Source organism: Lutibacter flavus (assembly GCF_900188355.1).
In the GTDB taxonomy this organism is placed as follows: Bacteria; Bacteroidota; Bacteroidia; order Flavobacteriales; family Flavobacteriaceae; genus Lutibacter; species Lutibacter flavus.
Map to the genome: position 1 here is coordinate 300,237 of NZ_FZNX01000002.1, position 19,990 is coordinate 320,226.

Below are 19,990 nucleotides of genomic sequence, written 5' to 3' on the forward strand. Positions count from 1 at the left end.
AATTGTTATTTTAAAACTTTTAAAATAGCAGTTTCTCCATTATATAAAGATGCGGTTTTGCTATCTTGAATGCCCAAATGGAAATCTCTTTCAGAATAAATTACGTTTTCAGTTTTACCTTTATCTAAGTCACATGTATAAGTTCCTTGGATTTCTAAATTATTAGATTTACTAAGTACAGAACCGTTGTAATTGTAAGTGACATACTTAACAGTAAGCTTGTGGTTGTCATTTTCATCAACATTTAAAATTTCCATTTTACCTAAATTTCCATCGGAAGTAGCATACAAAATTATAGTTCCCTTACCGTTAATAATACCTGAAATATTTGAAATAGGAATATTTATACTTTCTGGTAACGATTCAAGTTTAATTGCAATTGTTTTTTTGTCTATATCATTAAAGACTGAATTATTACTGTTATTTGTAGTAGTACTATTTGTTGAAGTTGTTCCTGAAAATTTTACAAATTCTACACGTCTGTTATTCGCTTTTCCTTCTGGAGTACCATTGTTATCAATTGGTTTAGATTCCCCAAATCCGTTAGATTTTAAACGGTTTGCAGCAATTCCCATACTAATTAATTTATCCATTACCGCTTTTCCTCTGGTTTGAGATAAAGTCATATTTGAAGCATCATCACCATCACTGTCTGTATGCCCTTCCACACTAAAATTAACCATAGGATTGTCTACCATTAATTGATATATTTTATTGATTGGCCCCATACTTTCAGGTTTTAAAGTAGCCTTGTTAACATCGAATTTTATACCGTTAACAATAATTTTTCCTTCTGAAAGAACTCGGTCGTAATATTTTACACCTCCTTTGGCTATTCTAATGTTTTTAGCAAATAAATTAAATTCTCGTGGTCCACTTGCTGTAAGTGTTATTCCTGTTGGATTTCCGTCTAAATGAGGTACATTTATTAAACGGGTGTCGTCCATATAAGCTTTAAATTTACCTTTTGTATAAGCAATGGAAATATGTTTCCACCCACCAATTGGATTGTTTCCCCAATTGTATTTCTCAGTTCCAGGATAACTTTTTTCGGAGTTTAAGAATGACAATCCGTTTACGTAGACTTCTAAACTTTCATTAACTCCTTTTCCCTTTTGATTTTTATCGTCTTTTAACTTTATCCAAAAGCGTTGTCCATGATTACCTGGTTCAAAGTATAGATCCATTTCCAAAGTAAATATTTCTGGTAAATAATCTTCTTTAGCGTTTTTTAAATAAGGAATTATTGCAGCACTTCCACCTTCCAAAAACATAATTACATTCTCTCCGTTCATATTTCCAATTTCTGAAACACCTTTTAATAAATCCCACCGGCTTGGAAACTCCCCATTTTCTTCATCTGTACTTGGGCCATCTTCAAAAATAATAGTGTCTCCTGGCACAAAATCATATTTACTCCAAACTACAGTTGGTTTATTTGATTTTTGGGTTGTCTCATTTGTATTTGAATCATTTACACCTTTTTCATTTTTGTTACTATTTTCCTCATTTTCTGTAGTTTTTTCTTTGCCTTCTCCATCTAAAATATCTTCTGCCTTGTCAAACTCTTTATCAATTTTTTTGTTTACACGGCGTTCAGCTCTTTTTTCGGCTTCGCGTTCAATTTTCTTTTCAGCTTTTTCTTTTAATTTTTTAAGAAATTGAGCTTCAGATTGGTTAGGGATTAAAAAGAATAATCCAAAAAGAAGTAAAATTTTAGGAAGTAATAGTTGTTTGTTTTTCATTTTAGTAATTTTTAAATTGTAGTATAAAATTACTTTAACGAGCTAATTTGGCATTCATTTGTTTAAGTGATAAACCTCACCTTTTTGGGTGATTTTATAATTGGAAGACCAATAAAAACTTCGTTTTTTAGATGCCTATCTTTTTTAAAGCCTGAATTCTGTTTTTAACATCAAGTTTTAAATAGATATTTTTTATGTGAGTTTTTATGGTGTTTTGCGATACAAATAATTTTTCTGAAATTTTGATATTTGAATATCCTTTTGAAATAAGTGTTAATACTTCAATTTCTCGCTTTGATAATTCATATTCGCTGTATTTTTCAATAAAATATTGTTTTGAAAGCGAAGATTTATTTTCTACTTTATCTTTTAATTGATTAATTTGATTTAGATACTTCTGTAATTCAGAATTTTTTTGTTCTATTTCTAAATCAGAATTTTTTCTATAAAGATTAAGTAGATATAAAAGTGCTATAATTCCCAATAAACTAATAGCTGAAATAATAATTAACCGATTAGAAATGGTTTTAGCTTTGTTTTTACTTTGTTCATTTTCTAAAGCTAATTGTTGTATTTGTTTATCTTTTTTAGCTGTTTGATATTCAATTTGAGTACTTATTATGCTTTTTTGAGATGATTCGTTAATAATACTATCACGAAAAGCTGTGGCAATTTTATGAGATACTAAGGCTTTTTTAAAGTTTTTTGTAAGTGTATAATAATCGACCAAAGCTTGATATCCTAATGTGATGTTTTCTTTAGATTTTATATTTATTGCATTATTTAAACCAAGAGTTATATTATCTATAGCCTCTTTAAAATCACCTAAGTTTAATTGATTTTTACCAATGTTTATTAACGTATTGCTTAAGTACCTAATATTATTTGAATTAGTAAAAGTTGGTATGGCTTGTTTATAATAGTCAGTTGAGGTTTTATAATTTCCCTTCTTTTGAAATAACAAACCCAACAAATTATAACGTATAGCTTCACTTGATTTGTGCTTATATTCTTTGGTTAAATCTAAAGCAGTATTGATATAATAATATGCAGAATCATAAGATTTTTTGTGCAAAAAACATTCTCCAATGTTTGATAAACTATATTCCTGGCCTTTTATATTATTGTTTTTTAGATCTAATCTATAAACTCTTTTAAAGTAGTGTAGCGCTTTTTCATATTCTTCAATATCAATAAAAACATTTCCAATACCATTAAGAGCTATCGCTATACTTCTATCGTGTTTAAATTTCTCGGAAATATCTAACGCTTGAAAATAGTATTGAAATGCTTCGTTTTCAAGATTTAATTTTCTATAAGTTACACCTAAATTATTTAAACATTTTATAATTAATAAGGAATCCGTTGTTTTATTAAGGTAATTTAAAGCCCTTTTATGGTACGAAATAGAATTATTATAATCGTTGTTTTTTCTAGCTGTAAGACCTTTTCTATCAAAACTTTCACCCAATCCTTTTAAATAGAATATTTTTTCTGAAACGTTAATTGCCTCATCAATTATTGCTTCGTTAATTTCTTTGTTTTTAATGGATTTTTTGTAAAGTGCAATTAGACTTTCTACTTTAGAGATCGTATTTGGTTTAACTTTTAGTTCTTGAAAAAGGCTATTAGTAAGCGCTTTTTCAGGGTTTAAATTTTGACTAAAAATAAAGCCAGAAATTAAAAAGGTTAAAATATAAATCGGAAAATTTAAATAGTAAATTTTATTCATAGCTAAAATAATATCCTATTTAGAGTAAAAGTACTAAATAGTTAAATTTTATGTGCTATAAAAGTTGCACTTAGTAAAATATATTATGATTTATGTGTATCAGCTACTTTTTCCAATTCTGCGTACCAATCCTTTCCAAATTTTCTAATTAAGGCATCTTTAACAAATTTATAAACAGGCACTTGAAGTTCTTTTCCTAATTGGCATGCATCATCACAAATTGGCCATTTATGGTAATTTACAGCAGAAAATTCACTGTATTCCATAATTCTAACAGGATATAAATGACAAGAAATTGGCTTTTTCCATTTTATTTCACCTGCATTGTAAGCTTCTTCTATTCCGCATTTTGCAATATTATTTTTATCGAAAATAACATAGGCGCAATCTTTTTCATCAATTAAAGGTGTTTCGTATTCTCCTTCATTGGTAATAAACAGCCCTTGATCTTCAATTGCTGCAATTCCTTCTGCACGTAAAAATGGCTTTACTTTTGGATAAATATCTAATAATATTTGAAGTTCATCTTCTTCTAAAGGAGCACCGGCTTCTCCATCAATACAACACTTACCTTTGCAGGCATTTAAATTACAGACAAAATCCTTTTCTATAATATCTTCTGAAACTATTGTTTTTCCTAATTGAAACATTTGCCAAAAATAAACTTTTTTATACTAATTTTGGTATTTATAAATAAGGTTTATTTACTTTTGCCGACCCTAATTAAAATATAGTATTATGTCAATTAATTTTAAAGAAATATTAACTGCAACCATGGTCTTATTTGCGGTTATTGATGTAATTGGAAATATTCCGATTATTATTGATTTACGTGCAAAATTTGGAAAAATTCAATCTGAAAAAGCTTCAATTATTGCAGGTATTATAATGGTTGCCTTTTTATATTTAGGAAAAAGTATTTTAAACTTAATTGGAATTGATGTAAATTCCTTTGCTGTTGCTGGTGCTTTTATTTTATTTTTTATTGCTTTGGAAATGATTTTAGGTGTTTCGCTTTATAAGGAAGAAGAAACAAATGCCAGAACGATTTCTGTTTTTCCGTTAGCATTTCCTTTAATTGCAGGTCCAGGAAGTTTAACAACGCTACTTTCTTTACGTGCAGAATTTGATACTATTAATATTTTAATTGCGATAATTATTAATATGTTTTTTATGTATATCGTACTTAAATCTTCAAATAAATTAGCTAATTTTATTGGAGAAAATGGTATTTTAATTATCAGAAAAGTGTTTGGAGTAATCCTTTTAGCTATTGCAGTAAAATTATTTACTTCAAATATTCAAGGTTTAATTTCTTAAAAAATCTTTGTATGAATTATTACGATGTTTTAATTATAGGTGGTGGAGCTGCAGGTTTATCTTGTGCGTTAATTTTAGGTTCGGCAGTTAACAAGCCTTTTGCTCAGGATAAAAAAATAGGAATTATTTCACATCAAAAAAGTTCTGCATTACAAACTGCAGAGTTAAATAATGTACTGGGTTTTAAAAAAGGAACCAAAGGGAGTGATATTTTAAATGAAGGCCTTGAGCAACTAGCTAATGATTTTCCTGATGTAGCGCAAATTCATAAAGAAAAAGTTATTGAAATTAAACGTTTAGAAGATAAATCATTACTTGTTATAACAAATAAAGCTTCGTATACCACAAAAATTGTTGTAATTGCTGTTGGGCCGTCTAAAATGTTTGATATAATTGGTTTAACTCAATTTGTAGAAACTCATAACCGGTTACCAATTGAAAAAGATAAGATTATGTTAAGGAATTTTAATCATTTAATTGACGAAGGAATTTATGTTGCCGGCGTTTTAGCCGGGTGGCGCAGTCAGTATGCTATTGCAGCTGGAAGTGGAGCTCAGGTAGGAACAGATATTCTAACTCTTTGGAATGACGGAAATCATACAATGATACACGATGTTATAAAATAAAAAAAGCCAGTTTTAAAACTGGCTTTTTTATATATAAAAGTTACTTTTTATTCTACCGTAACTGATTTTGCTAAATTTCGTGGTTGATCTACATTACAACCTCTCATAACTGCAATGTGATACGATAATAATTGCAATGGAATTGTGGTTAATAAAGGAGTAAAAGCTTCTTCAGTTTCTGGAATTTCAATTACATGATCAGCAATTTCTTTTACTATAGTATCTCCTTCCGTAACAATAGCTATAATTTTTCCATTTCTAGATTTAATTTCTTGAATATTACTTACAACTTTATCATAATGTCCTTTTTTAGTTGCAATAACAACTACCGGCATAGATTCGTCTATTAAAGCAATAGGCCCATGTTTCATTTCAGCAGCAGGATAACCTTCAGCATGGATATAGGAAATTTCTTTTAATTTTAAAGCACCTTCTAATGCAACTGGAAAATTGTAACCTCTTCCTAAATATAAACAATTTGGGGCATCTTTATAAATAGCAGCGATTTTTTCAATTTCAGAATTAATGTTTAATAATTGCTCAATTTTACCAGGAATCATGCTCATTTTTTGTAAATAATCATGAAACTTTGAATTAGAAAGTTCTCCATTTAAATTACCTAGTTTTAAAGCCATTAAGGCCAACAAAGTGATTTGAGTTGTAAATGCTTTTGTAGAAGCCACTCCAATTTCTGGACCCGCATGTGTATAAGCACCCGAATCAGTTTCACGTGCAATAGAAGAGCCAACAACATTACAAATTCCAAACACAAAAGCGCCTTTTGATTTTGCAAGCTTGATTGCAGCAAGAGTATCTGCCGTTTCACCAGACTGGGATATAGCTATTACAATATCTCCTTTATTTATTATTGGATTTCTGTATCTAAATTCAGAAGCGTATTCAACTTCAACAGGAATTCTTGCAAGGTCTTCTAAAAGATATTCACCAACTAAACCAGCGTGCCAAGAAGTTCCACAGGCAACAACAATAATTCTTTTTGCATTTAAAAATTTGGCAATATTATTATCAACACTACCCATTTTTATAATTCCCTTATCGGCTAAAAGCCTACCTCTATAAGTATCTGAAATTGCTTGTGGCTGTTCATGAATTTCTTTTAACATGAAATGATCATAACCACCTTTTTCTATTTGTTCTAAATTTAGTTTTAACTCTTGAATATTCGGTTCAACTATAGAATCGTCATGAATTTTTCTAACTCTAATGGTTTTTCCAAGTTTAATAATTGCTAATTCTTCATCATCTAAATAAATTGCATCTTTTGTATATTCAATAAATGGAGATGCGTCTGAAGCGACAAAAAATTCTGAATTATTTTCTCCAATCCCTATTGCTAATGGACTTCCTAAACGGGCAATAATAATTTCGGTTGGATTATTTATATCATAAACCGCAATTGCATATGCTCCAACTACATTGGTAAGTGCTAATTGAACCGCTTTTCCTAATTTGCAGTTATTTTTTATTTGTACTTCTTCAATTAAATTAATTAAAACTTCGGTATCGGTATCACTATGAAAGATATAACCTCTTTTTATTAGCTCTTTTTTAATGGTATTATAATTTTCTATGATACCATTATGAACAATTACTAAATTTCCTGAATTTGATATATGTGGATGAGAATTAGCATTATTAGGGACACCATGTGTTGCCCAACGTGTATGACCTAATCCTAAATTTCCTTCTGTATTATTTTTTTTGGCTATTTTTTTTAAATCAGATACCTTTCCTTTGGTTTTAAAAAGTTTTAACTTGTTTTCTTTTGATGTTAAAACAATTCCGGCACTATCATATCCTCTATATTCTAATCGTTGTAATCCATTTATAACTATTGGATATGCTTCTCTATACCCTAAATAACCAGTAATCCCACACATAAAAAGTTATATTTTTTAATTATTTAAATTTGAATATGATATTTCTAGTTTAACCCTTTTATCTCCAGCACTGACATTATTATTAAATAAAACAACACCTTTTGGGGTCCAACTAAAGTTTTTAACAGCAGTATCTGCTAAAGATGTTGGTGAGTCTGTAGGATTATAAACTTTAAGTCCTAATTTAACTAAATCTAAAGGTTCATAAGATTTTAGTAACTCAGAAATGTAATCTGTAATTTTAAATACATATTTGTATGGGTTTCCGTCATCGTCTCTTTCTAAATTACCTCCAACGGCTGCAATTCCCTCAGTTAGCATATCGGTTAGTTGCAGGTTTTCATCATAATTGTAGATGAAAAGTTGTTCTGGAATTTCATTTGTAGAAGCATTTTGATCTACATAAAAAGTTAAATTAGCATCTGTAATCAACAAATTGTTATTTCTTATTTCAGAAATATCTTCGTTTGAAAATAATTCTAATACACTTAAAGATCCTGCTGCACCTTGCACATAAAGTCTATCTTCTCCAGAAAAATGTGAATTTGAGTAATCTCTTTTAAAAACATTGGACTTTATATTTCCAAAAGGAAAACTATAAACATGTTTTGTTCTAACACCTTGTTCACCGTTAGTTCCATTTTCATTTAAATCCTCTTCAGAACCTTCATCTTCATTCATAGAATAGTAAATGGACATTTTTGCACCAAACATATTTAAAGAAACCAAGTGTGATTGTTCAGTAGATATTTTAGTTGCTTCAATGTAAAATCCTCTAAAATAATGAAAGAAATTATCGTAATTCAAAAAATCTGAATTCCCGGCATTTTCAATAAAAATTTGATGGATTAAAGCTTCGTTTAATGGAATATTGATAGAAGGACTTACGTTATCTGCTTTTATTGTATCCACATCATAAACCGTGATACCATCATTTAAATATCTTTTAATATAAGAAACCGTATCATTAGGATTTACTTTAAAACTATTTGAAAAAAATGGAGTATCTCCTTTTTGAAACTCTTTATCAGAATAATAAACCATATCTTTTGATGGATCCTCTGGATCTAATGAGTTTAAAAATGTTTTTAATTCAAAAATATCAAGTTGAAATTCTACATCTGAATTTCCAAAAACAGAATCAATTGAGAATTTTGGCTTTCCATCTGAAAAAGTTTCTGTTTCTTTTGTTGATTGATAAGGAATACTAATAATTACAGAATCTATAGCTGTATTTTCTCCATAGCCAGAAGCGTATGTTTCTCCATAAGTAGTTATTCCAAGTTGGCTTACAATTGATGCTTTTAGCTCTCCAAATTCATCATCCGAATAAACACCAAGTAAATATTGTGATAATATATTGGCAGGAACTTTTTCTATATTTTCATTGGTTGATATAACTTCAGAAATTAACACATTTGTATCAAAATTATTATTATCAACTAAATTAACTCCAATATTTTCAATCTCTTTTTCACATGAAATTATTGTAAAAAACACCAAAGAGAACATTCCAAAGTATTTTAAGGCACTTACAACTTTTGTTGTCATAATTTAAATAAATATTTTTTTAATTTACTATAGAACTTTGTTTAAGTAAAATTCTGTATAAGCAGATTCAAATTCTTCAAATGGAACATAATCTAACACAGGTTTATTACTTGTTTTTAAATAATCCAATAAATCTTTTGGTAATTCATCGCTGGATTTAACAACAGCATCAGAATGTTCAATTGCATTTATTAAAATATTAGTATAGTTTGGTTGGGAGATAGTCTTAATTTTAGATTCATCAATAGCATCAAATTTTATTTTATCCATAAAATTATCACCTAAAGAACCTTCAAAGCCATTATTGTATAATGAAATAACTATTTTACTATCAGTAAATAATGGGTCGTTTTTGTAATATTCCTTAATATATAAAGGTAATAATGAAGCCATCCATCCATGAACGTGAATGATATCTGGCGCCCAGTTTAATTTTTTTACAGTTTCTACAACACCTTTTGCAAAAAATATTGCTCTTTCATCATTGTCTTTAAACAGGCTATTATCTTCGTCTGTAAACAACGCTTTTCGTTTAAAATATTCATCATTATCAATAAAGTAAACTTGCATTCTTTCTTTTGGAATAGAAGCAACTTTTATAATTAATGGCATATCCATATCATTAATTACCAAATTCATACCAGATAATCGAATAACTTCGTGTAATTGATGTCTTCTTTCATTAATTAAACCATAGCGTGGCATAAAAATACGCGTTTGTCCACCTTTACCATGAATCATTTTAGCCACTTCAAACGAAGTTGTAGATAATTCATTTTCAGGTAAATAAGGCACAACTTCCGACGAAACAACTAATACTCTCTTATCTTTCATAATCCAACTCTATATTTTAAAGATTATGCAAAATTACGAAATTTTATGTAGAATTTGACTTGAAAAATGTAAGTTTGCACGCTTTTAACGTTTATTAACAAATGCGCAATGTTAGTTTTTGCTAAAATAAAATCTGTACAACAAAAAATCTCTTTATTAAATAAAAGCACTTCAATTGGTTTTGTACCAACAATGGGGGCACTTCACAGGGGTCATTTATCATTAATTGAAAAAGCTAAAAAGGAAAATGACTTAGTTGTTGTAAGTATTTTTATAAATCCTACTCAGTTTGATAAACAAGAAGATTTAATTAATTACCCAAAAACTATTGATACAGATTTATCTCTTTTAAAATCAGTATTTTGCGATATTGTTTTTGCACCTTCTGCACAGGAAATTTATTCAAATGATATTAAATCTCAATCCTTTGATTATGACGGTTTAGAGTTTCAAATGGAAGGAAAATTTAGAGATGGTCATTTTAATGGAGTGGGCACTATTGTAAAACGTTTATTTGAAATAGTTAAGCCTCATAAAGCATACTTTGGCGAAAAAGATTTTCAGCAATTACAAATTATTAAAAAAATGGTGCAAAATCACCAGATTCCGGTTAAAGTTATTGGATGTGAAATTTATAGAGAACCCGATGGATTGGCTATGAGTTCTAGAAATATTCGACTGACAAATGAGCATAGGGTTGCTGCACCATTTATATATAAAACGTTGAAACGAGCTAAAATTGAGTTTGGCATAAAAAGTGCAAGAGATGTTGTGAATTGGGTTGAAAATGAATTTAAAAAACAACCTTTATTGGAACTTGAATATTTTGAAATTGCAGATGAGGAAACTCTTCAAACAATTAAAAATAGGAGTCCAAAGCAAAAATACAGGGCTTTTATTGCCGTTTTTGCTGGGGAAATACGACTTATTGATAATATAAGTTTATAAATATGAATAGATTAACACAAAATTATTAATTTTGCACCATGCAGATAGAAGTAGTAAAATCAAAAATCCATAGAGTTAAAGTAACAGGCGCCGATTTAAATTATATTGGAAGTATTACTATTGACGAGGATTTAATGGAGGCTGCAAATATAATTCAGGGAGAAAAGGTTCAAATTGTAAACAACAATAATGGAGAACGCCTTGAAACGTATGCAATTCCAGGACCTAGAAATAGTGGCGAAATAACACTTAATGGAGCGGCAGCTAGAAAAGTTGCAGTAGGAGACATTCTAATTTTAATTACATATGCTAGAATGGGCTTTGAAGAAGCGAAAAAATTTAAACCTTCAATTGTTTTCCCAAACGAAAACAACAACTTGCTGACCTAATTTGATTAAAAAAATAAAAAAGATAAGTTTTATAACACTCCCAATAGCATTGGGAGTTTTTTTAATTTGGTACTCAACCTCCAAACTTTCTGCAAGTGATATTGAATCTATAAAATTATCTTTTAAAACTGCCAATTATTGGTGGGTTGTACTGTCTTTAGTATTTGGAATTCTAAGTCACTTATCAAGAGCATATCGTTGGCAATTTTTATTGGAGCCACTTGGGTATAAGCCGCGGTTTGCGAACAGCGTAATGGCCGTTTTAATCGCTTATCTATTAAATTTATTTATTCCGAGATCTGGTGAAATTGCAAGGGCAGCAAGCATAAAAAAATATGAAAATATTCCTTTTGAAAAAGGGTTTGGGACTATTGTAGCTGAAAGAGTTGCAGATGTAATTATGCTGCTAATAATAATTGGAATTGCCTTTTTTTTACAAGCAGATTTAATAGGGAGTTATATTTTTAAGGATAATAATGAAAGTAATTTATTTTCAAAAATAGCAATACTTGCTGCCTTAGCATTAATAGGATTTTTTACGTATCGTTTTTTGGGGAAATCGAAAAACCCTTTTATAGTAAAGGTTATTTCCTTTGCAAATGGGCTTATCGATGGAGCTAAAAGTATATTTACAATGAAAAAGAAATGGAAATTTATTTTTCATACCGTTTTTATTTGGTTAATGTATGTGCTTATGTTTTATGTAGTTACATTTGCGTTGCCAGAAACTACAAACCTTCCTTTTGAAGCTATAATTGTTGGTTTTGTTGTAGGTGGTTTAAGTATGGCATTAACAAATGGGGGTTTAGGAACCTATCCTGTGTTTGTTGCAAGTGCGTTAATATTATACCATATTGAAGACAACCCAGCAAGAGCATTTGGTTGGATTATGTGGACTGCTCAAACAATTATGGTAATTATATTTGGAAGTTTATCTTTTGTATTAATTCCTATTTATAATAAATACCAAAAAAAATAAACTTTTCTTAGTATATTTATTGCTTTCAATTTTAAAAAATGGCCAAAACGAAAACATCTTTTTTTTGTCAGAACTGTGGTGCACAATATGCAAAATGGTTAGGACAATGTAATTCTTGTAGTGAGTGGAATACTATTGTTGAAGAAGTTATTCAAAAAGAAGAAAAAAGGAATTGGAAACAAACCGCTTCAACTAAAAAAGTAAATAAAGCCTTAAAAATAAATGACATTTTAGTTGATAAGGAAGATCGAATTTCAACTAAAAATAATGAATTAGATAGAGTATTAGGTGGCGGTTTGGTTAAAGGATCTATGTTGCTTTTGGGGGGAGAACCTGGTATTGGAAAATCAACATTATTACTTCAAATTGCATTGGCTATTCCTAAAAGAATTTTATATGTTTCAGGTGAAGAAAGTCAGTCTCAAATAAAAATGCGTGCTGAGCGGTTAAATATTGCAAATACAAATTGTTTAATTTTAACAGAAACGAATACCCAAAATATTTTTAGATCTATTGAAGAAATACAACCAGATGTTGTAGTTATAGATTCAATTCAAACGTTGCATACCGAATATATTGATGCTTCTCCAGGCTCTATTTCACAAATAAGAGAAACTACTGCGGAGCTAATAAAATTTGCTAAAGAAACAGCAACTCCCGTGCTTTTAATTGGGCATATTACAAAAGATGGTAACATTGCGGGCCCAAAAATATTGGAGCATATGGTTGATGTGGTTTTGCAGTTTGAAGGTGATAGAAACCATACATACCGTATTTTAAGAGCTAATAAAAACCGCTTTGGATCTACCGCAGAAATAGGAATTTATGAAATGCAAAGTGTAGGTTTAAGGGAAGTTGAAAACCCTTCAGAAATATTAATCTCTCAAAAGGAGGATGATTTAAGCGGAACAGCAATTGCAGCAACATTAGAAGGGATTAGACCTTTAATGATAGAGGTTCAAGCACTAGTAAGTACTGCGGTTTATGGAACTCCTCAAAGATCTGCAACAGGATATGATATTAAAAGGTTAAATATGTTATTGGCCGTTTTAGAAAAACGTGCAGGTTTTAGATTGGGAGCAAAGGATGTTTTTTTAAATATTGCTGGAGGGATAAAAGTTGATGATCCAGCAATTGATTTGGCTGTAATTTGTGCCATTTTGTCTTCGAATGAAGATGATGCTATTCCTCAAGATTTTTGTTTTGCTGCGGAAATTGGTTTGGCTGGGGAAATTAGACCGGTTAACAGAGTTGAACAACGTATTTTAGAAGCCGAAAAGCTTGGTTTTCAAAAAATATTTATTTCTAAGTTTAATAAAATCAGTAAAACTTCAAGTGTAATAAAAATTGTAAAAGTTGCAAAGGTTGAAGATATATATGCTAATTTATTTGCATAAAAAAAACCGAGATTAACTCGGTTTTTTTAGTTATTAAAATATAGTTTTATTTCTTATTTACTTGAATAATGTATTTTTCTAAAGCCATTGTCATAGATGGGGTTTCTGGCGTAGGAGCTTCAATAACACATTTTAACCCTGCTTCTGTAGCTGCCTTAACTGTAGAATTTCCAAATACCGCAATTCTGGTATTATTTTGTTTAAAATTTGGAAAATTTTGAAACAATGAATCTATTCCAGATGGAGAAAAGAAAACCAAAACATCATAAAATACATCTTGTAAAGTAGATAAATCACTAACAACTGTTTTAAATAAAATTGCTCTGGTCCAATTAACTTCAAGTTCATTCAAAGTTTCAGGAACTATTTCTTTTAATTTATCAGAAGAAGGTAATAAAAACTTCTCGTCTTTGTATTTTTTAATAATTTTTGTCAATTCAGGAAAAGTACGTTGACCTACATAAATTTTACGCTTTCTGTAAACAACATATTTTTGCAAATAATAGGCTACGGCCTCTGATTGACAAAAATATTTCATAGAATCAGGTACTGAAAATCGCATTTCTTCGGCAACTCTAAAAAAGTGATCTACTGCATTTCTACTAGTTAAAATAATAGCAGTAAACTTGCTTAAATCTATTTTTTGAGTTCTTACTTCTTTTGCAGAAACACCTTCAACATGAATAAAAGGCACAAAATCAATTTTAATTTTTTGCTTTTCAATTAAATCGGCATAAGGAGAGTTTTCAGTCTTAGGAGCTGGCTGAGAGACCAAAATTGTTTTCACTTTCATAAACTTCAATTTTGTGTTTAAATAATTAATTTTAAAATAATCACAAAGGGTACTATTTCAAGTGCGCAAAGGTACAAAATAAAATAAAATAAGTTATTAATTATAAGCTTTTTATTATTTGCTAGAAATAAGGTATATCTAACTATTAATAAAAAGATGAATATAGAAAATGTTATTTTTAAGGGTAAGTCGTTCAAATTTTGTGAATAAGCTGTGAAAACTAAAAAGGGTAATATACAAAGCGTCAAAATGTTAAAATAATTAATTTTTGAAAATGTAATTTTTTTGTGCACTGAGTTTAAATCAAAAATATAGGCTAAAAATAACCCTAATAAAAAGCGAAAAGAAAAATAAATAATCACGCTAATAGCGATAATAAAAAATAACTTTAATGAAGAATAGACAGTATTGAACTGTGAAAACTCATTTAAAAAATATAATAATAACGAAAAAGTTAAGAACTGAACTATAAAAAATAATACTTGAAAAAGATTAAAAAATAGTTGCTTCTCTTTATTAAAATAGGAGAATACATTTTTTTTTGATAAAAAAAAAGTAGTTGTATTTATTAATCGATCATTGAACAGAATTTTTAACACCGATAAAATTAAAAGTATTACCAAAAAGACATAGGTAATCCAATCATTTTTCAAATACGTTATGTTTTCAACTTCAAACATTAATCTTGTTAAAATTTTAAGACAAAATTAGTAATAAAATGTTTTATCTTTGCGTCTTAATTAATCTATATGTCAAATACGCTTGTAATTATTCCAACCTTTAATGAAAAAGAAAACATTGAAGCAATTATAAAAGCGGTGTTTAGTTTAAAAAAGCAATTTGATATTTTAATTGTGGATGACAGCTCACCAGATGGAACTGCTAAAATTGTAAAGGATTTACAACATGAGTTTTCAAATTTGTTTTTAGAAGTAAGAAAAGTAAAAACAGGTTTAGGAGCAGCTTATATTCATGGTTTTAAATGGGCTTTGGAAAGAAAATATAAATACATTATTGAAATGGATGCTGATTTTTCACATAATCCAAACGATTTGATTAAGTTATATGAAGCTTGTGAGAAGGATGGTGCAGATTTTTCAATAGGGTCAAGGTATTTAAACAATAAAATTAATGTAGTAAACTGGGATATAAAACGTTTATTTTTATCTTATTTTGCTTCAAAATATGTTAGAATTATAACTCGAATTCCTATTTTTGATACTACGGCAGGTTTTGTATGCTACCATAGAAAAGTGTTAGAAAAAATTGATTTAGATAAAATTAAATTTGTGGGTTATGCTTTTCAAATTGAAATGAAATTTAAAGCTTGGAAACATAAGTTTAAACATAAAGAAGTATCAGTTATTTTTACTGATAGAAAAAGAGGAATATCAAAAATGAGTGGATCAATAATTTCCGAAGCAATTTTTGGGGTTATTAAAATGAAATTGCAAGGAATTCCTAAATAACAAATGAAAAAGAAATTATGGGTTTAACACTTATAAAAAATGCTCAAATTGTCAACGAAGGACAAATATTTGAGGGAGATGTATTAATAGATGGAGAATTTATTGTTGATATAGATATTTCAATTAGCTCAAAATCTTCAAATACTACAGTAATAGATGCTGAAGGGAAGTTTTTAATTCCTGGCGCGATAGATGATCAGGTTCATTTTAGAGAACCAGGATTAACACACAAAGCAACAATTGAAACGGAAAGTAGAGCTGCAGTTGCTGGAGGAATTACTTCCTTTATTGAAATGCCAAATACTTCGCCTCAAGCAACTACTCAAGAATTGTTAGAAGAAAAATTTGGGAGAGCTTCTAAAACATCTTACGCAAACTATTCATTTATGTTTGGTGGTACAAATGATAATTTAGAGGAATTATTAAAAACTAATCCAAAAAATGTTGCAGGTATTAAGCTTTTCTTAGGTTCTTCAACAGGAAATATGTTAGTAGATGATGAAGTTGTTCTGGAAAAAATATTTTCATCTACTAAAATGTTAATTGCAGTACATTGTGAAGATGAGGCTACCATAAAAAAGAATTTAGAAACCTATTTAAAAGAATATGGTGATGACATCCCTATCGAACTTCATCCAAAAATTAGAAGTGAAGAAGCTTGTTATTTATCTTCTTCAAAAGCAATTGAATTAGCTAAAAAGACAGGAGCTCGTTTGCATGTTTTTCATATATCAACAGAGAAAGAAACAAAGCTTTTTTCTAACAAGTTACCAATAGAAAAAAAGCAAATTACTGCTGAAGTTTGTGTACATCATTTATTATTTGATGAACGTGATTATAAAACGAAAGGAACACTTATAAAATGGAACCCAGCAGTTAAAACAGAACAAGACAAAGAAGGACTTTGGAAAGCTTTGCTAGATGATCGAATAGATGTTATAGCTACAGACCATGCTCCTCATACTCTCGAAGAAAAGAAACAAGTTTATACAAAAGCACCTAGTGGAGGACCTTTAGTTCAACACGCTATACCTGCAATGCTTAAAGCACATAGTCAGGGCAAAATTTCAGTTGAAAAAATTGTTGAAAAAATGTGCCATAACCCGGCAAAATTATTTCATATTGAAAAAAGGGGATTTATTAAAAAAGGATATTATGCCGATTTGGTTTTGGTTGATATTGCTTCACCTTGGACGGTTAAAAAGGATAATATTTTATACAAATGCGGTTGGTCTCCTTTTGAAGGAACAACGTTTTATTCAAAAATTACGCACACTTTTGTAAATGGTAATTTAATATACAATAACGGAAAATTTAATGATACAATAAAAGGGAAACGATTGTTGTTTAATAGAACTAATGAATAAATTTTTTTACATACTATTTATAGCTGTTTTTTTTATGAATTGTACCAGCAATACAATTTTAAAAAAGCCAGATAATTTGATTCCAAAAGATCAAATGGTTGATGTTTTAACAGATTTATTTCTTGCAATAAATGCTGAGACTACTAAAAACATTCAATTAGAACGAAAGGTTAATTACTATCCATTGATATTTGAAAAATATGGAATTGATTCTACTCGTTTTAAAGAGAGCAACTATTATTATACTTCCAGGGTTGATGATTATGATGAAATTCTTGATAAAATTGAGTCTCGTTTAAAGAATTTAAATGAGCAGTTCGAAAATGAAAGAAAAATAGAAGATTCAATTTCAAGGATGAAAAATAAGACAGATAGAAAAGTGAAAAAACCTATAAGGAAATAGGCTTTAACTACTTACAAATCTTTTTTATAAAATTCACACACATTTTTTATTGAACTTGTAATTGGTTCAAATTCAAAATCCAAAGCTTTTTTAATTTTTTCAGAAGAAAAAGTGTAGTTGTTATGAATTGATTTGGCTGAATGTTTTGTTAAAACTGGAGGCTTATTTGTAAGTGTAGATTTTATTTTTTCCACTCGCCAACCAATCTCACTCATTAATTTTGAGACTTTAATCGAAGGTTCTTTTTTATTGAAATTTAGTGCTATTTGAGAAAAGACAGTCTTAAAACTAACATTTTCAGCAACCAAAATATAACGTTCATTTTTAATGGTGTTTTTCATTAAAACCATCATTATTTTTACAACATCATTTACAGCAACAAATCCAGTAACTCCTTCAGTATAAAAATTCAATCCTTTAAATATTTTTGAAAAAATAGCGCCCGAACCATTTTTCCAAAAACCACCACCCAAAATAACTCCTGGGTTTACAATAACTACATCAATACCTTCTTGTGAAGCTCTCCAAACTTCTATTTCGGCACCATATTTTGTGATTGCATAACCGTAATTGCTTTTTTCTAAATTCCATTCATTAGTTTCGTCTGTCATTTTTTTGTTTGCAGATTTTTCTATAGTAGCAATGGAGCTAACAAAGCATAATTTTTTGACTTTTTTATCTATGCAAAAATTGACAATATTTGAAGTGCCTTCAATATTAATTTTTCGCATTTTTCTGTAATCTTTTGGATCAAAAGATACCAAGGCAGCAGAATGATACACTTCAGTTACGTTTTTAAAAGCTATAACCAACGAAGTAACATCTGTAATATCAGCTTCAATCCATTGGATTTTTTTAAAAAGGGCTTCATAATCTTCTGAAAAATAGCTAAAAACGTTTTTTACCGCTTGTAAATCGCTATTTTTTCTATGAATCGCTTTAATTGTATCATTTTCCAAAGAAAGTTGATACAACAAATGTGAGCCTACTAATCCTGTTCCCCCAGTTACTAAAATCATAAAACGAATGTAACAAAAATGTTTGTTTAAAGTAATTTCTACAAACTAAAATTTTATCTTTGCTGAAATTTAAAAATCTGAAAATGAATTTTGTTGAAGAACTACGTTGGAGAGGCATGTTACACGATATAATGCCAGAAACTGAAGAATACTTATTGAATAATAAAACTACTGGTTATATTGGATTTGATCCAACTGCCGATTCTTTGCACATTGGAAGTTTAGTGCCAATTATAATATTAATGCATTTTCAAAAAGCAGGTCACAATCCAATTGCTTTAGTTGGTGGTGCCACTGGTATGGTTGGCGATCCTTCAGGAAAGTCTGATGAACGTAATTTGTTGGATGAAGAAACATTGAACAAAAATGTTGCTGGAGTAAAAGGACAACTTGCTCGTTATTTAGATTTTGATAGTTCTGTTGAAAACGCTGCAGAATTGGTTAATAATTACGATTGGATGAAAGAGATTTCATTAATTGATTTTGTACGTGATGTAGGTAAACATATCACCGTTAATTATATGATGGCAAAAGATTCTGTTAAAAAACGTTTAGGTTCTGATTCTCAGGCTGGAATGAGTTTTACTGAATTTACATACCAATTATTTCAGGGATATGATTTTTACCATTTATACAAAGAAAAAAATTGTGTTCTTCAAATGGGAGGATCGGATCAGTGGGGAAATATTACTACAGGAACCGAGTTGGTTAGAAGAAAAGCACAAGGAAAAGCATATGCAATTACATGTAAACTAATTACCAAAGCTGATGGAAGTAAATTTGGAAAAACGGCAGGTGGAAATGTATGGCTAGATGCTAATAGAACTTCACCTTATAAATTTTACCAATATTGGCTAAATTCTTCAGATGAAGATGCTGAAAAGTATATTAAAATATTTACTTTTTTAGATAAAGAAAGTATTGAAACGTTGATTGCTCAACATAAAGAAGCACCTCATATGAGAATTCTTCAAAAGAAAATTGGAGAAAAAGTTACCATTATGACACATGGAGAAGAGGCGTATGAAAATGCAATTAAAGCTTCAAATATTTTATTTGGAAAATCTACTGCAGATGATTTAAAAACGCTTGATGAGCAAACATTTTTAGATGTTTTTGAGGGTGTTCCACAAGCTGAAATAGAACGCTCAGATATTGAAAATGGACTGGATATTGTTGCAGCTTTTTCAGATACGGGTTTCTTAAAGTCGAATGGTGAAGTTAGAAGAGCTTTAAAAGAAAATTCAATTTCAGTAAATAAAGAAAAAGTAAAAGACGATTTTGTAGTCTCTACAAATGATTTAATTGCTGGCAAATTTGTGTTATTACAAAGAGGTAAAAAGAGCTATTTCTTATTGAAAGTAGTTTAAGTGTTGTTAAATATTTAGCCGTAAATTACAAACTAAAAACGTCACTGCGAGGAGTTTTTCACGACGTGGCAGTCTGTTGGTTCAACACACAGATTACTTCCTTTCAGTCGCAATGACGGTTTTGCTTTACTGCATTTTACTATAACT

Annotated in this window: 19 protein-coding genes; 10 read left to right on the top strand and 9 right to left on the bottom strand. The window is 29.3% G+C overall.

What is annotated here, in order from left to right:
* Nucleotides 1-5 precede the first annotated feature (5 nt).
* The 3 genes from CHB63_RS07490 to CHB63_RS07500 form a co-directional block, all read right to left on the bottom strand.
* Nucleotides 6-1,745: an OmpA family protein gene (locus CHB63_RS07490; RefSeq protein ID WP_089377832.1), complete on the bottom strand. Its 1,740-nt coding sequence runs from the start codon at nucleotides 1,743-1,745 to the stop codon at nucleotides 6-8.
* 127 nt (nucleotides 1,746-1,872) lie between these two features.
* Nucleotides 1,873-3,477 carry a tetratricopeptide repeat protein gene (locus CHB63_RS07495; RefSeq protein ID WP_089377833.1) on the bottom strand — a complete coding sequence of 535 codons (1,605 nt, stop codon included), beginning with the start codon at nucleotides 3,475-3,477 and terminating at the stop codon, nucleotides 1,873-1,875.
* A gap of 83 nt (nucleotides 3,478-3,560) precedes the next feature.
* Nucleotides 3,561-4,127 (bottom strand): DUF3109 family protein, encoded by a 567-nt coding sequence (locus tag CHB63_RS07500; protein WP_089377834.1) that lies wholly within the window; start codon nucleotides 4,125-4,127, stop codon nucleotides 3,561-3,563.
* 88 nt (nucleotides 4,128-4,215) lie between these two features.
* Between CHB63_RS07500 and CHB63_RS07505 the strand changes: the two genes are divergently transcribed.
* Nucleotides 4,216-4,797 (top strand): MarC family protein, encoded by a 582-nt coding sequence (locus CHB63_RS07505; protein ID WP_089377835.1) that lies wholly within the window; start codon nucleotides 4,216-4,218, stop codon nucleotides 4,795-4,797.
* An 11-nt stretch (nucleotides 4,798-4,808) separates the two neighbouring features.
* Nucleotides 4,809-5,423 (top strand): FAD-dependent oxidoreductase, encoded by a 615-nt coding sequence (locus tag CHB63_RS07510; protein ID WP_089377836.1) that lies wholly within the window; start codon nucleotides 4,809-4,811, stop codon nucleotides 5,421-5,423.
* Nucleotides 5,424-5,470: 47 nt separating this feature from the next.
* Here CHB63_RS07510 and glmS read toward each other — a convergent pair whose 3' ends face one another.
* Genes glmS through CHB63_RS07525 form a run of 3 tightly spaced genes read right to left on the bottom strand, consistent with a single transcriptional unit; the run spans nucleotide 5,471 to nucleotide 9,709 of the window.
* Nucleotides 5,471-7,324, bottom strand: coding sequence for a glutamine--fructose-6-phosphate transaminase (isomerizing) (gene glmS, locus CHB63_RS07515; RefSeq protein WP_089377837.1), 1,854 nt, complete (start codon nucleotides 7,322-7,324; stop codon nucleotides 5,471-5,473).
* 15 nt (nucleotides 7,325-7,339) lie between these two features.
* Nucleotides 7,340-8,875: a DUF4270 domain-containing protein gene (locus CHB63_RS07520; protein ID WP_089377838.1), complete on the bottom strand. Its 1,536-nt coding sequence runs from the start codon at nucleotides 8,873-8,875 to the stop codon at nucleotides 7,340-7,342.
* Between the two features lie 27 nt (nucleotides 8,876-8,902).
* A complete protein-coding gene (locus CHB63_RS07525; protein ID WP_089377839.1) occupies nucleotides 8,903-9,709 on the bottom strand; it encodes a glycogen/starch synthase in 807 nt (268 codons plus the stop codon).
* A gap of 108 nt (nucleotides 9,710-9,817) precedes the next feature.
* Between CHB63_RS07525 and panC the strand changes: the two genes are divergently transcribed.
* Genes panC through radA form a run of 4 tightly spaced genes read left to right on the top strand, consistent with a single transcriptional unit; the run spans nucleotide 9,818 to nucleotide 13,422 of the window.
* Nucleotides 9,818-10,657: a pantoate--beta-alanine ligase gene (panC, locus tag CHB63_RS07530; RefSeq protein WP_089377840.1), complete on the top strand. Its 840-nt coding sequence runs from the start codon at nucleotides 9,818-9,820 to the stop codon at nucleotides 10,655-10,657.
* Between the two features lie 38 nt (nucleotides 10,658-10,695).
* The gene (gene panD, locus CHB63_RS07535; RefSeq protein ID WP_089377841.1) at nucleotides 10,696-11,046 is read left to right on the top strand and encodes an aspartate 1-decarboxylase; all 351 of its coding nucleotides are present in this window, start codon (nucleotides 10,696-10,698) and stop codon (nucleotides 11,044-11,046) included.
* Between the two features lies 1 nt (nucleotide 11,047).
* Nucleotides 11,048-12,025 carry a lysylphosphatidylglycerol synthase transmembrane domain-containing protein gene (locus CHB63_RS07540; protein WP_089377842.1) on the top strand — a complete coding sequence of 326 codons (978 nt, stop codon included), beginning with the start codon at nucleotides 11,048-11,050 and terminating at the stop codon, nucleotides 12,023-12,025.
* A gap of 38 nt (nucleotides 12,026-12,063) precedes the next feature.
* Nucleotides 12,064-13,422: a DNA repair protein RadA gene (gene radA, locus CHB63_RS07545; RefSeq protein ID WP_089377843.1), complete on the top strand. Its 1,359-nt coding sequence runs from the start codon at nucleotides 12,064-12,066 to the stop codon at nucleotides 13,420-13,422.
* A gap of 46 nt (nucleotides 13,423-13,468) precedes the next feature.
* Here the strand turns inward: radA and CHB63_RS07550 are convergent, their stop codons facing one another.
* Both CHB63_RS07550 and CHB63_RS17475 read right to left on the bottom strand, forming a co-directional pair.
* Nucleotides 13,469-14,215 (bottom strand): uroporphyrinogen-III synthase, encoded by a 747-nt coding sequence (locus tag CHB63_RS07550; RefSeq protein ID WP_089377844.1) that lies wholly within the window; start codon nucleotides 14,213-14,215, stop codon nucleotides 13,469-13,471.
* 17 nt (nucleotides 14,216-14,232) lie between these two features.
* Entirely contained in the window at nucleotides 14,233-14,895 is a 663-nt protein-coding gene (locus CHB63_RS17475) for a DUF4271 domain-containing protein (RefSeq protein ID WP_089377845.1), read from the bottom strand.
* 69 nt (nucleotides 14,896-14,964) lie between these two features.
* On the opposite strand from CHB63_RS17475, the gene CHB63_RS07560 reads away from it, so the two are divergent.
* Genes CHB63_RS07560 through CHB63_RS07570 form a run of 3 tightly spaced genes read left to right on the top strand, consistent with a single transcriptional unit; the run spans nucleotide 14,965 to nucleotide 17,454 of the window.
* Entirely contained in the window at nucleotides 14,965-15,684 is a 720-nt protein-coding gene (locus CHB63_RS07560; protein WP_089377846.1) for a polyprenol monophosphomannose synthase, read from the top strand.
* 17 nt (nucleotides 15,685-15,701) lie between these two features.
* On the top strand, nucleotides 15,702-17,051 hold the full coding sequence (locus CHB63_RS07565; RefSeq protein WP_089377847.1) for a dihydroorotase: 1,350 nt from the start codon (nucleotides 15,702-15,704) through the stop codon (nucleotides 17,049-17,051).
* Nucleotides 17,044-17,454 (top strand): DUF4296 domain-containing protein, encoded by a 411-nt coding sequence (locus CHB63_RS07570; RefSeq protein WP_089377848.1) that lies wholly within the window; start codon nucleotides 17,044-17,046, stop codon nucleotides 17,452-17,454. The genes CHB63_RS07565 and CHB63_RS07570 overlap by 8 nt, the downstream gene beginning before the upstream one ends.
* An 11-nt stretch (nucleotides 17,455-17,465) precedes the next feature.
* Here CHB63_RS07570 and CHB63_RS07575 read toward each other — a convergent pair whose 3' ends face one another.
* A complete protein-coding gene (locus CHB63_RS07575) occupies nucleotides 17,466-18,473 on the bottom strand; it encodes an SDR family oxidoreductase (RefSeq protein WP_089377849.1) in 1,008 nt (335 codons plus the stop codon).
* A gap of 77 nt (nucleotides 18,474-18,550) precedes the next feature.
* Between CHB63_RS07575 and tyrS the strand changes: the two genes are divergently transcribed.
* The gene (gene tyrS, locus CHB63_RS07580) at nucleotides 18,551-19,843 is read left to right on the top strand and encodes a tyrosine--tRNA ligase (RefSeq protein ID WP_089378129.1); all 1,293 of its coding nucleotides are present in this window, start codon (nucleotides 18,551-18,553) and stop codon (nucleotides 19,841-19,843) included.
* Nucleotides 19,844-19,990 lie beyond the last annotated feature (147 nt).

Bases quoted from the DNA above. Each gene is read 5' to 3' on its own strand.
- CHB63_RS17475 (WP_089377845.1), bottom strand. From the start codon at position 14,895: ATGTTTGAAGTTGAAAACATAACGTATTTGAAAAATGATTGGATTACC.
- CHB63_RS07575 (WP_089377849.1), bottom strand. From the start codon at position 18,473: ATGATTTTAGTAACTGGGGGAACAGGATTAGTAGGCTCACATTTGTTG.
- CHB63_RS07565 (WP_089377847.1), top strand. From the start codon at position 15,702: ATGGGTTTAACACTTATAAAAAATGCTCAAATTGTCAACGAAGGACAA.
- CHB63_RS07510 (WP_089377836.1), top strand. From the start codon at position 4,809: ATGAATTATTACGATGTTTTAATTATAGGTGGTGGAGCTGCAGGTTTA.
- CHB63_RS07495 (WP_089377833.1), bottom strand. From the start codon at position 3,477: ATGAATAAAATTTACTATTTAAATTTTCCGATTTATATTTTAACCTTT.
- CHB63_RS07520 (WP_089377838.1), bottom strand. From the start codon at position 8,875: ATGACAACAAAAGTTGTAAGTGCCTTAAAATACTTTGGAATGTTCTCT.
- panC (WP_089377840.1), top strand. From the start codon at position 9,818: ATGTTAGTTTTTGCTAAAATAAAATCTGTACAACAAAAAATCTCTTTA.
- glmS (WP_089377837.1), bottom strand. From the start codon at position 7,324: ATGTGTGGGATTACTGGTTATTTAGGGTATAGAGAAGCATATCCAATA.
- CHB63_RS07505 (WP_089377835.1), top strand. From the start codon at position 4,216: ATGTCAATTAATTTTAAAGAAATATTAACTGCAACCATGGTCTTATTT.
- CHB63_RS07560 (WP_089377846.1), top strand. From the start codon at position 14,965: ATGTCAAATACGCTTGTAATTATTCCAACCTTTAATGAAAAAGAAAAC.
- CHB63_RS07490 (WP_089377832.1), bottom strand. From the start codon at position 1,745: ATGAAAAACAAACAACTATTACTTCCTAAAATTTTACTTCTTTTTGGA.
- CHB63_RS07525 (WP_089377839.1), bottom strand. From the start codon at position 9,709: ATGAAAGATAAGAGAGTATTAGTTGTTTCGTCGGAAGTTGTGCCTTAT.
- CHB63_RS07570 (WP_089377848.1), top strand. From the start codon at position 17,044: ATGAATAAATTTTTTTACATACTATTTATAGCTGTTTTTTTTATGAAT.
- panD (WP_089377841.1), top strand. From the start codon at position 10,696: ATGCAGATAGAAGTAGTAAAATCAAAAATCCATAGAGTTAAAGTAACA.
- CHB63_RS07500 (WP_089377834.1), bottom strand. From the start codon at position 4,127: ATGTTTCAATTAGGAAAAACAATAGTTTCAGAAGATATTATAGAAAAG.
- CHB63_RS07550 (WP_089377844.1), bottom strand. From the start codon at position 14,215: ATGAAAGTGAAAACAATTTTGGTCTCTCAGCCAGCTCCTAAGACTGAA.
- radA (WP_089377843.1), top strand. From the start codon at position 12,064: ATGGCCAAAACGAAAACATCTTTTTTTTGTCAGAACTGTGGTGCACAA.